Here is a 13944-nt window from a genome sequence, read left to right on the forward strand (position 1 = left end):
TTAGCGGATTTCCTGCGTCATTATTGTATTGGATTCTATTTCTATTGTACATGAAAACGAATGAAATCACATGCTTTTTATTAATTCAGGCACTTTTTTCAACGCTTCAGGAAGAGCATCCGGATTCTTGCCGCCAGCCTGTGCCATATCAGGACGACCACCTCCGCCGCCGCCGCACATCCCCGCGATTTCCTTCACCAGATTACCGGCATGATACCCTTCTGTGACATAATCTTTTGACACACTCGCGACAATACTGACTTTGTCACCGGTGACAGCACCAATCACAATAATTCCGGATGGAATCTTCTCTTTCAGCGTGTCTGCCGTCTTACGCAGGGTATTCATATCCTTTGCTTCGACCTGCTTATAAAGGACGGGGATTCCTTCGATTGTCTCCACGTCATCAAGAACGGACCCTGCTTCGAGATTGCTGAGCTTGGCTGAGAGGGATTCCACTTCCTTGTCCTTCTCTCTTAACTGCTTTTGCAGCTGATCGACCCGGTATGGCACATCTGCCACCTTCGTCTTCAGCTTTGCAGCCGCTTCATCAAGATAGGCAAGCTGATGATTCATGAACTCGTATGCACCCTTTCCGGTAACGGCCTCCACACGTCTGACCCCGGCACCGATACCTGCCTCAGAGACGAGCTTGAAAAGACCGATTTCAGCAGTGTTCTGCACGTGACAGCCTCCACACAGCTCCAAACTGTATTCGCCGACCTGAACGACGCGGACTTCTTTCCCGTATTTCTCACCGAAAAGCGCCATTGCGCCCATTTCTTTTGCATGGTCGATGCTCGTATTCATGATCTCAACCGGAATCGATGCCCAAATTTTTTCGTTGACAATCGCTTCCACTCGATTAACCTCTTCTTCGGTCATCTGACCGAAGTGGGAAAAGTCAAAACGGAGTCTGTCGTCCCCGACAGAAGAACCGGCCTGGTTCACGTGTTCACCGAGGACATCCTTCAATGCCTGGTGTAAAAGATGCGTAGCCGTATGATTCTTGATGATCGCTTTTCGCATCCGTTCTTTGACTTCGGCTGTTACCGCTGCACCAGCTTTCAGTGTACCTTCCGAGATCTTTCCGATATGCAGATGCTGACCATTCGGCGCCTTCTTCACATCGTCTACTTCAACGGTTACACCCTCAGCGTGGACGGTGCCCTGATCCGCCAGCTGTCCGCCGCTTTCCGCATAAAAAGGCGTTCTTGTGAGCATAAACTGTATCTCATCGCCTTCTGTTGCAAAATCAACCCGGCTTCCATCTTTCACGATCGCTGAGACCGTACCTTCATCTTGCAGGTGTGTATAACCCGTAAATGAACTGGCTTCTTCAATGCTGCCGAGAACTTCATCCTGAAGCTGCATGGATCCGGAATCCTGACGGGCGGAACGGGCTCTGTCACGCTGCGCTTTCATTTCTTTGTCAAAACCGGCTTTATCTACGGTCAAACCGGCTTCCTCGACGTATTCTTCCGTCAGATCGACTGGAAATCCGTACGTATCATACAGTTTGAAGACGGCCTCACCCGAAATGTCTGTCTGCCCATTTTCCTTGGCTTCTTTAATCAGGTTAACGATCATGTTCATCCCGTCCTGGAGAGTTTCATGGAACCGGTCTTCTTCCGTTTTTACCACTTTGGCGATAAAGTCCGCTTTCTCCCCCACCTCGGGATAAAACTCCGTCATGATCGACCCAACCACAGGGACCAGCTTATACATAAATGCATCATCGAGACCGAGCTGCTTGGCATAACGCACCGCCCGTCTCAACAGACGTCGCAGGACATACCCGCGCCCCTCGTTGGAAGGCAAGGCACCATCAGAAATCGCAAATGTCACCGTGCGGATATGATCGGCGATGACTTTAAACGCGGTATCCGCCTGGTCATCTTCCCCATACGTTTTGCCGGACAGGCGCTCTGTTTCCTCAATGAGCGGTACAAACAGGTCCGTATCGAAATTGGTCCGTGCATCCTGAATGACTGAAACCATGCGTTCAAGTCCCATGCCGGTATCAATATTTTTCTTCGGAAGAGGCGTGTAGCTGCCGTCCGGGTTGTGATTGAACTGGCTGAATACCAGGTTCCAAATCTCCAGGTGCCGCTCATTTTCACCGCCGGGGAACATTTCCGGATCATTCGGGTCGTTGCCGTATGCTTCTCCGCGGTCGTAAAAGATTTCGGTATTTGGTCCACACGGTCCTTCACCAATATCCCAGAAATTCTCTTCCAGGCGGATAATCCGTTCTTTCGGCAAACCGACTTTCTGATGCCAGATTTCAAAGGCTTCATCATCTTCCGGATAGATCGTAACAGCGAGTTTATCCGCATCGAAACCGATCCAGCGTTTGTCTGTGAGAAATTCCCATGCCCAGAGGATCGCTTCTTCCTTAAAATAGTCTCCAATAGAGAAATTACCGAGCATCTCAAAAAAGGTATGATGGCGCGCTGTTTTCCCCACATTTTCGATGTCGTTTGTACGAATGGATTTTTGGGCATTGACAATCCGCGGATTGTCCGGAATCACCCGTCCGTCAAAATACTTCTTCAGCGTTGCAACCCCGCTGTTAATCCACAGCAACGACGGATCTTCATGGGGAACGAGTGATGCACTCGGCTCCACTGCATGTCCTTTCTCCTTAAAAAAATCCAGATACATTTGCCTTACTTCTGCAGATGTTAATCGTTTCATTGTTATACCCTCCTGTATGTTTGACTCATTCTGACTGTATTTAACCGGCGTCCTGTCAGTCGGCAGAATCGGCAAAGCAATAAAAAACGCCCCTGTCTGCATGCAGACAGGGACGAGTATGCTCGCGGTACCACCCATGTTACCGATGCAAACATACACCGGTCGCTTCAGACAGATAACGGCTGTTTAACCGGCAGGTTTTGGCCTGCTCTCAGGAGTAGCAACAGAAAAAGCCCAATCCCGGTTCTTCTTCCAGCCGCGGAAGAACCTCTCTGTCTGGCGGGTGATTTCCTTCGTCTCCGTCATCAATTTCAGTTTCCACTAGCAATTATAGAAAGATCGACGCCGTTTGTCAACGTCCCTCTTCCTTTTCTTTGGCCGGTACAACTGACAGAAGCCTCTCCTTCAATGTCGTTCTTCTGAGGGTCTCTTCACCTGTCACTACCGCCTTCTCAAGAGCATCCCATTCTCCGCAAAGAATCAGGTATCCTTTGGCCCTCGTTGCACCTGTGTATATGAGCTTCTTTCTGAGCATCCGCCAATAGCTTTTCACAACGGGCATTACGACGATCGGAAACTCACTGCCCTGTGATTTATGAATCGTACAGCAATACGCATGGGTGATCATATTCAGATCATTCCGTTCATAATCGACTTCCTCCCCGTTAAAGGAAATCGTGATTTTCATGACTTTTTCAACGGTTTCTTTCGCCCTGATGATCGACACGATCTCTCCCCGGTCACCGTTAAAGACGTTATTTTCCGGATCATTGATCAGTTGAAGGACCATATCGCCGACGCGGTAGGTCACCTCACCAAACTGCACTTCACGCACGCGTTCACGCTTCGGGTTAAACAGATTCTGTAGCATGACGTTTAATGCGTCCACACCGGCCTCCCCTTTATACATCGGGGCGAGCACCTGTATATCCCTGGCGTGATAGCCCTTTTTCACTGCGCCTTCACAAACCTGTCTGACGATTGTCTGCACCCCTTGCGTCTGACAAGGGAAAAACCGCAAGTCTTTATTCGACGTATCGATTCCCTCCGGCGGCAATCGGCTTTCTTTAATCTGATGGGAAAAATCGATGATTCTCGATCCTTCTTCCTGTCGGAAGATATCGACAAGCCGCACGTTCGGCGCCGCATCCGAGGCCAGCAGGTCCTCCAATACCTGACCCGGTCCGACGCTCGGAAGCTGATCCTCATCACCGACAAATATAACCTGCATCCAGGTCGGTGTCGCTTTTAAGAGCTGATTCATCAGCCACGTATCCACCATGGACACCTCATCAATGATCAGGAGCTCACCGTCAATGGGATCATCATCATCTTTTTCGAAATACCCTTCGTTTTCACCTTTATAACCGAGGAGCCGGTGGATCGTGGAGGCCGGAAGTCCTGTGGATTCTGTCATTCGCTTTGCAGCGCGTCCTGTCGGTGCCGCCATGACAATCGGAAACGGGCCATCTTTTTTCCCGTACTCGGCAGGATCCACCGAGACGCCTTTCAGCCGGCCAAACACTTTGACAATTCCTTCAATGACAGTGGTTTTCCCTGTACCGGGTCCACCTGTCAGAATCATGACTGGTGAATGAAGACCTGTGAATACGGCTTCGCGCTGAGACTCCGCATAGGTGATGCCCAGTTCTTCCTCCACTTCGCCGAGGGCTTTGTATATTTCCGCCTCCGGAAACTGGTCCACCTGTTCCATCCGGTTTAACAGACGGTCCATATGGGTGACAATCCCCCGCTCCGCATGATAAAGCGACGGCACGAAGCAGCGTCCGTTTTCATAGCGGATTTTGTCTTCTTCTTCAAGTTCAAGGAGCTGTTGGCTGAGACTGCTCTCATCAATGGGCTCCGTCACGCCGGCAGAAAGAAGCTGGTCTGCAAGAACAAGCAGCTCCGTCGCCTCGATATATGTATGACCGTTTGAGAAGGTCTCTTCCTGAAGACAAAAGAGAAGCCCTGCTTTTAAACGGTCCCCGTGGTTCACGGTCAGTCCCTGCTTACGGCCAATCTGATCGGCTTTTTGAAAGCCGATGCCTTCGATGTCCTCCACAAGGCGATAGGGATTCTGTTCCATGATATCAAGGGCACTTTCCTGATAGGCCTGATAGACCTTCAGCGCCATCTTCACGCCAAATCCAAAATCATACAGCTTTGTCAAAATACCCTCGATCCCCTGATCTTCTTTGAGCTGACTGACGAGGATCTCTTTTTTGGCTTCGTTCATGTTCGGAACGTCATCGAGTACCTTACGGTTTTCAAGAATTTTCGATATGGCGCTCTCACCGAGGACACTCACGATGGACTGGGCGGTTTTGCGGCCAATTCCTTCGAAACGGTCGCTCGACAAATACAGCACAATTCCCTCGCCCGTTTCCGGCATGACCGTTTCACAGGAATCAAACTGAAGCTGCCTGCCGTAAAGCGGATGTTCCGTCAGACTGCCTTCAAAGCGGTAAACCATATCTTTTTCAGGCGGTTTCATGGGACCGACTACCGTCATCTCTTTTTCATCGATGTCGTCACTCGCCTTTTTCACCCGGATCTTCGCCACGGTATAGAGCGTTTCAGGTGCATGAAACACCTGGGCTATCAGTTCACCCTGTATGAACGTTTTTGTTTCGTTCTGTTCGTCAGCCATCATCGATTCCCCGATTCACCGATAGTCTTGTTTACTCGCTGCCTTCCCCGTTCAACACCGCATCCATCTGTTTCTTTCCGTTCGCACTGAGCGCATGATCCGGCTGAATGGCAAGGGAGCGCTCAAAAGCATCCAGGGCTTTTTCGGCATCGTCCTGATAGGCATAGGCAACGCCGAGGTTAAACCAGCTGTCTGCGTGGGCATCATCGAGCTCGTTCACCCGTAAAAAAGCCTCAACCGCCTCACTGATATGCTCCGTTTGGGCCAGACTGAGGCCATAGTGAAACCATGCGTCCACATCAGACGGATTTTGATCAACGGCGGTTTTCAGCTGTGCTGAGGCCCGTAAAAAGTCGTTCTGCTGGTAATGGCACATCCCGAGCATGTAGTACACGTCGGCCTCAACCAGACCGAGCTTCAGTGCTTCCTGATAAGCCGCTGCCGATTCAGGGAACTGCTCGAGGTTATAAAGAGCGTTCCCCTTCCCGTATGCAGCTGTTGCCTGACTCCCGTCAAGAGAAAGTGCACGGTCAAAAAACACCGTGGCCTTTTCGTTCTCACCGACGGCGGACAAAAGATTTCCAAAGTTGATATATCCGACCGGATCCTTCGGGTTCTCTTCAATACTCTCATTTAACAGCTTTGCCGCTGTTTCAAGTTCGCCGTCCTGCATTGCTTTTACTGCCTGCTGATTCTTATCCACACCGTTCACCTCTTTACTGCTAGTTCCGATTTGATTCGTTCATTGATGGTTCCGCCGCCAAGACAAATCTCATCGTCATAAAAGACAACTGCCTGACCTGGCGTGACGGCACGCTCCGCCTCGTCAAACATCAACGTCACCGATCCGTCCGGTTCCACAGTTACCGTTGCTCCGCGGTCCTGCTGGCGGTAACGTGTCTTCACCGTACAGTGAAAACGCTCTGCCGGAGCCGAGCCTGCGACCCAGTTCACCCCATCAGCCTTCAAGCCTTCTGAATAGAGGGCAGGATGATGAAAACCCTGACCGACAAGCAAGACGTTTCTCGACAAATCCTTATCAATGACAAACCAAGGTTCACCGGATCCGCCGATGCCAAGCCCCTGACGCTGACCGAGTGTGTAATACATCAGACCATCATGGGTGCCTTTCACTTCGCCATCGAGGGTTTCCATATTACCGGGCTGAGCCGGAAGGTACTCACTCAAAAATTCTTTAAAATTACGCTCTCCGATAAAGCAGATGCCTGTGCTGTCTTTTTTACCGGCAGTTGCGAGTCCCGCTTCTTCCGCAATCTCCCGGACTCTCGGTTTTTCAATATCACCAAGAGGAAACAGGACATGCCGCAGCTGATCCTGACTGAGTGCATTCAGGAAGTACGTCTGGTCTTTGTTGCGGTCTTTTCCGCGGAGCAGCTTAACGCCGTCAGGGGTATGCGACACTTTCGCATAGTGGCCTGTTGCCACATAATCGGCTCCGAGCGTCATCGCATGATCCAGAAATGCTTTGAATTTGATCTCTTTGTTACACATCACATCCGGATTCGGGGTCCGGCCGGATTTATATTCATCGAGAAAATACGTAAATACTTTATCCCAATACTGCTTTTCAAAATTGACCGCATAGTACGGAATATCAAGCTGGTTACAGACACGGATCACATCTTCATAATCTTCCGTCGCCGTGCACACACCAAACTCATCGGTATCATCCCAGTTCTTCATGAAAATTCCGATCACTTCATAGCCTTGTTCTTTCAACAGATGCGCCGTCACAGACGAATCAACACCCCCGGACATTCCCACGACAATTCGGGTATCTTCCGGTCTTTTTTCATTATTCATTTCGTTCACCTCTTTGCATGTGGCTGTGGCTTTTGCAGCCGTTTGACAACCTGACTGATCCGTTCTGCCGCGAGTGCCGTATCTTCAAGCGAATGACCATAACCAAAACTGATTCGGATGGCCGAACCCGCAACGGTAGGGTCTTCCGGGTACATAGCCGTCAAGACATGTGACGGATCAATTGAGCCTGCCGTGCAGGCGGAACCGCTCGATACATGAACACCCTCCATATCGAGATTCATCAAGAGCTGTTCGACATTGACTCCAGGAAAGCTGACATTAAGAATATGTGAAAGCTTGACAGGAGCTGTACTGTTGACCTTGATATCAATACCCTGTTTATGAAACACATCGAGCATCCGATAACGGCAGTCTTCATAGAACTGCACGTTCTCCGCTCTTGACTGGGCGGTCATCTCCAGGGCTTTTGCAAAACCGACTGCGCCCGGTACATTTTCCGTCCCGGGTCTTCGTTTCTTTTCCTGCTCGCCTCCAAACAGACGGGGATAAAGAGGCGTGCCTTTTTTTACGAGCAACACCCCCGTCCCCTTCGGACCATTCAGTTTGTGACCGGTAAAACTCATCAGATCCACCGGCAGTTCCCGAAAAGAAATCGGCATCGAATTCGCAGCCTGCACAGCGTCTGTATGGAAAAGAATCCCGTGTTCACGAAGCACTTCCCCAATCGCACGGATCGGCTGTACAGCGCCTGTTTCGTTATTTCCATACATAAAAGTCGCGAGGACGGTGTCTTCACGAATCGCTTTTTTCAGTTCTGCAACGTCAATGAGACCGTTTTGATCCACATCGAGATACGTGACCTCACATCCCTCTCTCTCAAGCTGTTCACAGGCATGGAGAACCGCATGATGTTCCGTCTTTGCCGTAATGACATGTTGCCCTTTATCACGAAGTGCTGCAACGGCACCGAAGATTGCCAGATTATCCGATTCTGTTCCGCCACTCGTAAACACCACTTCGTCATAACGGGCTCCAAGGATGATCCCTGTCAGCTCCCTGGCCTGATCCATGCCCTTTCTCCCGCTTCGGCCTGACTGATGGATACTTGACGGATTGCCGAAATCCTCAGAAAAATAAGGCATCATGGCATTCACCACCTCAGGATACACAGGTGATGTTGCAGCATGATCCAAATAAATGGACTGTGTTTTCAATTTGTTTCACCTCTCTTTATTCAGATGATCAGATATAGAACATGTAATTTTCCTGATCTTCTTCTCCCTCATAATTCGCCAGATCCTCGAGGGTGGTTGAATCAAGAACGTCTTTGACCGCATCACGGATTTTGATCCGGAGATCCCGCTTTGCAGGCTCTTCATCGTCGATGATCTCAACGGGTGTGATCGGACCTTCGAGAACCCGGATCACATCGCCCGCTGTAATCGATTCGGGCTCTTTTGCAAGCATATAGCCCCCGTAAGCACCCCGCACACTCTTCACGAGCGCAGCGTTTCGAAGCGGTGCAATCAGCTGTTCGAGGTAATGTTCTGACAACGCATGTTCATGCGCAATTGATTTTAACGACACAGGACCTTCACCATATTTTCTGGCAAGTGCCATCATAATCGTTAATCCATAACGTCCTTTAGTTGATATTTTCAAACCGCATCCCTCTCTCTTCCATTCGATTGTTCATCCATTTGTCACAGATGGACAGTGACCAGCCGGTAATATGTCCGATCGCGAGACTGAATATGATCGTACCGATAAACACCGGGCCCCCAATCAGCCAGCCCGCTACCAAGACACTTCCTTCCATATAAAGGCGAACGCGTGCCACAGAGAGCGGGGACCGCTCTGCAATGGCAAGCATCACACTGTCCCTCGGTCCGGCTCCCATTCTCGGGGATATATAGATCCCAATTCCAAATCCCATAACCCCGATCCCAACAATCAAAAACAGGATCTTGACAAGCATCAGGTCAGGAACCGGAATCAGAAACAAAAATGTATCGACAAACATGCCAACGAGCAGCATATTTAAATAAGCCCCTGCTTTTGGCCACTCTCTCGTGATGAGACCTGCGACTGCCAAAAGCAATCCGCCCATGATAATCGTCCAGGTACCCACCGTCAGACCGATCTGCATAAAGAGTCCGACATGCAGAACATCCCAAGGGGCACTCCCGAGTTCAGCACGGATCATCAATGCAATACCGAAACTCATCACAATCAGTCCAGCGGTAAAAACAGCCCACCGGAACCACATACAACCACCAGCTTTCCATCTCTTCAGTCACTTTATTATAGCACAGTTAATTACAACCTTAAATTAGCCAAACTTCTTGCATTTTAGCCTGTCCTGAGGGAAAATGCAATGGATACATAAGGGACTGGCAAATCCGGTATCCAATACCGGATTTGCAGATGAATTCTTCTGACCAGAAACATAGAATCGAAAGGAGCGGTTTCCAATGGATCTGTTTTCCACACCACCGGAACAGGAGCGGCCTAAAGGCCCACTCGCTGCAAGAATGCGCCCTGTGACACTCGATGAAATATTCGGACAAACCCATATTATCGGAGAAGGAACCCTTCTAAGACGCGCGATCGAAGCAGACAGACTGTCTCCGATGATTTTTCACGGACCGCCCGGCACCGGCAAAACAACCCTGGCCAAAGTCATTGCCAATACCACGGCTGCGGCTTTTGAGCAGCTGAATGCCGTCACCGCAGGAATTAAAGACGTCCGCGAAATGGTCAGTCAGGCAAAAAGCAGGCTAGACTACGATCATAAACGGACCGTTCTCTTCATCGATGAAATTCACCGATTCAATAAAGGACAGCAGGATGCCCTGTTGCCCCACGTGGAGGATGGCACGGTAATCCTCATTGGGGCCACCACTGAGAACCCCATGTTTGAAGTGAATCCGGCACTGATTTCCCGTTCAAGACTGTTTCGTCTTGAACTGCTTTCGGATGGGGATATGCGCAAAGTCCTTGAACACGCCCTGAACGATGCAAAGCGCGGATTTGGCGATTACCAGGTCTCCTTTTCCGAAGAAGCATTCAACCACATCATTGACGTTGCAGGCGGCGATGCCCGGACAGCATTAAATGCCCTTGAACTGGCCGTACTGACCACAGACGCAGACGAAAATGAGGTGATCAGGATCGACCTCGAAACGGCAGAAGCCTCCATCCAGAGAAGGATGATCCGCTATGATAAAAAAGGTGACAATCACTATGATACCGTCTCAGCTTTTATCAAAAGCATCCGTGGCAGCGATCCTGATGCAACGCTCTATTGGCTCGCCAAAATGATCTATGCCGGAGAAGAACCGCGATTTATCGCAAGACGGATCTATGTGCATGCCGCTGAAGACGTCGGGCTTGCAGATCCGAATGCGCTCCTTGTCGCACAGGCAGCCTTTGATGCCGTGGAATTTCTCGGCATGCCCGAAGCCCGGATCCCGCTCGCGGAGGCAGCCCTCTATCTCGCAACTGCTCCAAAAAGTAACGCTGTCATCAAAGGGATCGACGCGGCCCTTGAAACCGTTCAAAAAGAACGTCCTGGCGAAGTGCCGGTGCATCTCAGGGACGCTCACTATAAGGGAGCATCCAAACTCGGACACGGAGAAGGCTACCTCTATCCGCATCATTATAATCACCATTATGTCGTTCAACAGTATCTGCCTGACAGCTTAAAAGACAAGCGGTTTTATGAACCTTCTGTCAACGGGTACGAGAAGACCGTTTTGAAACGGCTCGACTACTTTGAAGAACGGAAAAAGACCGGAAAATAATCAGAAAATGCCCTGGTGAGGAATCATCCTCAGTCAGGGCATTTGTGTGTTTGTCTCTTAGGCGGCCTGTGAGGCCTTTGATACGTCTTTGTTCTTGAAGAACTTGCTGCGGATGTATGGCACGACATAGTAGTCGCCGCCGAATTTACCGGCATTGTGGCCTGCTGCAAGGATGAAGACAGTGAGAAGAACGAGCCATGGGTTACTTGAAATCGTGCCGGCGAACATGAACGCGAAGTTCATCATGATGCCGAAGAATGCGGCTGCTGTTGTCAAAATACCGAGGATGAGACCGAGTCCGACAAGGAACTCTCCCCACGCGACCATAAAGCTGAAAATCCCGGCATTCGGAAGGGCGAAATTCTCGATAAAGGCGTGGTAGGTCGGATAAGTGGCCTGTACGGATTCATTTGCGACAACGCCGTTCAGATAGCCCGATGCATCAAACGGTTCACCTGTGATCTTGCCCCACCCAGCTGTTAACCACTGCCAGCCGATGTATACCCGTAAAAAAGTCAGAATTCCCGCTGCGATTTTGTTGTTTCTCAAAAAGTCCATAAACATGTTGCATTCCTCCTCAGGAAAAGTTGTATTTGGTGAGCCTGAGCAGCCACAGCCGGATAGATAAAGAAAAATGATGGCTAGTTGTGTGTGATCACTCACTCTCTGTTGCTTGACCTAAGTATACAACGGTAAACACTGCCGCGGACGTGACAACTGTGTCTATTTCGTAGCAAAACGGTGTCTGATTTGTGACAAAAGGATGAGGAGTTCACACTTCCCTTTCATTTGAAACGCAAAAAAGCCGGTCATGAGGAGGTTACCCCTGACCGGCTTTTTGTCGTTTTTATTTATCGTCAATGACAATATACGTTGCCTGAACCGGACCGTGCACACCTACAACGAGCCTTAACTCGATATCCGCAGAGTTACTCGGACCAGAAATGAAATTAATGCAGGATGGCATCCGGCCGTTTTCTTTCGCCATTTCCGAAATACGGTCCGTTGCCTGTGTCATTCGCGGAACCATCGTACTCTTCGGGATAATTGCAATATAGCGCTTTGGCAAGAGGCTGACTGAACGTCCTTTGCCGCTGTCACTGATCAACACGACCGTTCCGGACTCTGCGAGCGTGATATCACTGAATGTCACGCCGATGTTTGCCTTTTCCGCCTTTGCAATACTCTTTTTTGGATTATCTGCATCCCATTCAAACACATCGGTACCGGCTTCCTTTTCGTCGGCCAATGCAGCTGTCAGACCAAACTCCTCAAAACGCGGATCTTTCCAGTGGACGATGGATTCTTTCCCCATCTGTTCAACCACTTCTCCAAATACAGTGTTCAGTTTATCGAACTCGGTTACAACCACATTCGTATGGATCTTATCACTTTGCAAAATGAACTGATCGAGCAGTTCGTTCTGATCCATGCCTTTGAACACTTCGCGATGAGGTTCTTTCGACCAGGCCGGGATTTCGACCGGCTCTGTAATCCGCTTACGGCCTAGTGAGTTGGCCACATTTTTCAAAAATCGGTCTTTTCCTTGAATTGTGCCTTGTGCCATCAGGATCGATCTCCTTTCTCCCGGGAATTAAACCATTTTCTGAACGTATCGCCGCCGGAATCAGGCAGATCCCGAATGTTCGTCCACAGTTTGACGGGCCCTGCACCTTTCCCTTCTCCATCTTCTTCACTCTTCGCAATGCCGCTGATGTAAGAAGGAGCCGCGCTCGTTCCCATTTTGTACATCCCCGGATTACTTGCAGCAAAGGCAAAACCTTTCATCGCCATTTTTTCGGCCATGCCAACCTTCCCTGTTTTTTCAACAATATCTTTCCGGTGTTCTATCAAAAGCTCATGCAGCGGGATCTTGACCGGACAGGCATCTGTACAGGCAGCGCAAAGTGAGGATGCATAAGGCAATTCCTTATAATCATCGTAACCTTCCAACAACGGCGTCAATACCGCACCGATCGGTCCCGGATAAATCGAACCATAGGAATGACCGCCAACATGCCGGTAAACCGGACAAACGTTAATACAGGCCGCACAACGGATACATTGCAGGGCAGACTGGTACTTCGTGCCAAGAATCTTGGAACGCCCGTTGTCCACGATGACAACATGGAATTCTTCCGGTCCGTCAGCATCGCCGTCTTCTCTCGCAGCCGTTAATCCCGTTACATAACTGGTCAGCTTTTGTCCGACAGCACTTCTGCACAGCATCGTCACAAGGACGTCGAGTTCCTTCCATGTCGGAACGACACGCTCCATCCCCATAACCGTGATCTGCGTTTTTGGAAGCGTTGTGGCCAGTCGGGCATTACCTTCGTTTGTGACAAGCGACACGGTTCCTGACTCTGCAACCCCGAAATTATTCCCGGTGATGCCGACCTCGGCTGACAGAAAATCTTTTCTGAGCTGTTCTCTTGCGAAAAGTGCCAGCTCATTCGGATCGGACGTCTTGTCGTACTGTCGCTTTTCCACGAAAGTATCCCGGATCTGCTCTTTGTTTTTATGCAGAGCGGGCACAACAATGTGAGACGGCGGATCATGATCATCAAGCTGGAGTATCCACTCGCCAAGATCCGATTCCACCACATTCGCGCCCGCATCCTCCAAAGCATCATTCAGACCAATCTCTTCGGTCACCATTGATTTTGATTTGATGACGTTTTTGGCGTTCTTGGATTTGACCACTTTTTTCACATATTCATTGGCATCTTCTGCCGTTTCTGCGAAAAAGACATGACCGCCCTGTCTTGCCACATTCTCGGCAAACTGATCCAGATAATAGTCGAGATTTTCGAGAACATGTTCCCGCATCTCGGCAGCTGTATCGCGCCAGTCTTCCCAGTTCCCCATTTCTTCCTGGATCGCCGTCTTTCTGCCCTGGAGCCGGGTTTGCGCCTCTACGACGGCTTTTCGCATAAAGGCGTTGTTGATGCCTTTATCAACCCGTTCAAAAAACTTATCATCACTGATTTTCACACCCAT

The 13944-nt window shown here is 49.9% G+C and carries 11 protein-coding genes; 1 reads left to right on the forward strand and 10 read right to left on the reverse strand.

The genetic code is table 11. The features are described from left to right. Positions 1–66: 66 nt before the first annotated feature. The 7 genes from alaS to BSEL_RS12440 form a co-directional block, all read right to left on the reverse strand. Positions 67–2700, reverse strand: coding sequence for an alanine--tRNA ligase (gene alaS / locus BSEL_RS12410; protein ID WP_013173366.1), 2634 nt, complete (start codon positions 2698–2700; stop codon positions 67–69). A gap of 352 nt (positions 2701–3052) precedes the next feature. Next, positions 3053–5353, reverse strand: coding sequence for an SF1B family DNA helicase RecD2 (gene recD2 / locus BSEL_RS12415; protein ID WP_013173367.1), 2301 nt, complete (start codon positions 5351–5353; stop codon positions 3053–3055). A 31-nt stretch (positions 5354–5384) separates the two neighbouring features. Beyond that, positions 5385–6056, reverse strand: a complete 672-nt coding sequence (locus BSEL_RS12420; RefSeq protein ID WP_013173368.1) for a tetratricopeptide repeat protein — start codon at positions 6054–6056, stop codon at positions 5385–5387. Between the two features lie 5 nt (positions 6057–6061). Next, positions 6062–7177, reverse strand: a complete 1116-nt coding sequence (gene mnmA / locus BSEL_RS12425) for a tRNA 2-thiouridine(34) synthase MnmA (protein ID WP_013173369.1) — start codon at positions 7175–7177, stop codon at positions 6062–6064. 5 nt (positions 7178–7182) lie between these two features. Further along, the gene (locus BSEL_RS12430) at positions 7183–8352 is read right to left on the reverse strand and encodes a cysteine desulfurase family protein (RefSeq protein WP_013173370.1); all 1170 of its coding nucleotides are present in this window, start codon (positions 8350–8352) and stop codon (positions 7183–7185) included. A gap of 28 nt (positions 8353–8380) precedes the next feature. Then, positions 8381–8800 (reverse strand): cysteine metabolism transcriptional regulator CymR, encoded by a 420-nt coding sequence (gene cymR / locus BSEL_RS12435; RefSeq protein WP_013173371.1) that lies wholly within the window; start codon positions 8798–8800, stop codon positions 8381–8383. Further along, positions 8784–9407, reverse strand: coding sequence for a YczE/YyaS/YitT family protein (locus BSEL_RS12440; protein WP_013173372.1), 624 nt, complete (start codon positions 9405–9407; stop codon positions 8784–8786). Before BSEL_RS12440 ends, cymR begins: the two co-directional genes overlap by 17 nt. 205 nt (positions 9408–9612) lie before the next feature. On the opposite strand from BSEL_RS12440, the gene BSEL_RS12445 reads away from it, so the two are divergent. Then, positions 9613–10944, forward strand: coding sequence for an AAA family ATPase (locus BSEL_RS12445; RefSeq protein ID WP_013173373.1), 1332 nt, complete (start codon positions 9613–9615; stop codon positions 10942–10944). Positions 10945–11001: 57 nt separating this feature from the next. Here BSEL_RS12445 and BSEL_RS12450 read toward each other — a convergent pair whose 3' ends face one another. The 3 genes from BSEL_RS12450 to BSEL_RS12460 all read right to left on the reverse strand — a co-directional run bounded on the left by BSEL_RS12450 (position 11002) and on the right by BSEL_RS12460 (position 13944). Further along, positions 11002–11508 carry a DoxX family protein gene (locus BSEL_RS12450; RefSeq protein ID WP_013173374.1) on the reverse strand — a complete coding sequence of 169 codons (507 nt, stop codon included), beginning with the start codon at positions 11506–11508 and terminating at the stop codon, positions 11002–11004. 283 nt (positions 11509–11791) lie between these two features. Beyond that, positions 11792–12511 (reverse strand): LutC/YkgG family protein, encoded by a 720-nt coding sequence (locus BSEL_RS12455; protein ID WP_013173375.1) that lies wholly within the window; start codon positions 12509–12511, stop codon positions 11792–11794. Continuing rightward, positions 12511–13944, reverse strand: a complete 1434-nt coding sequence (locus tag BSEL_RS12460) for a LutB/LldF family L-lactate oxidation iron-sulfur protein (RefSeq protein ID WP_013173376.1) — start codon at positions 13942–13944, stop codon at positions 12511–12513. Before BSEL_RS12460 ends, BSEL_RS12455 begins: the two co-directional genes overlap by 1 nt.

The sequence above is a fragment of the [Bacillus] selenitireducens MLS10 genome (genome assembly GCF_000093085.1).
GTDB lineage: Bacteria > Bacillota > Bacilli > Bacillales > Salisediminibacteriaceae > Salisediminibacterium > Salisediminibacterium selenitireducens.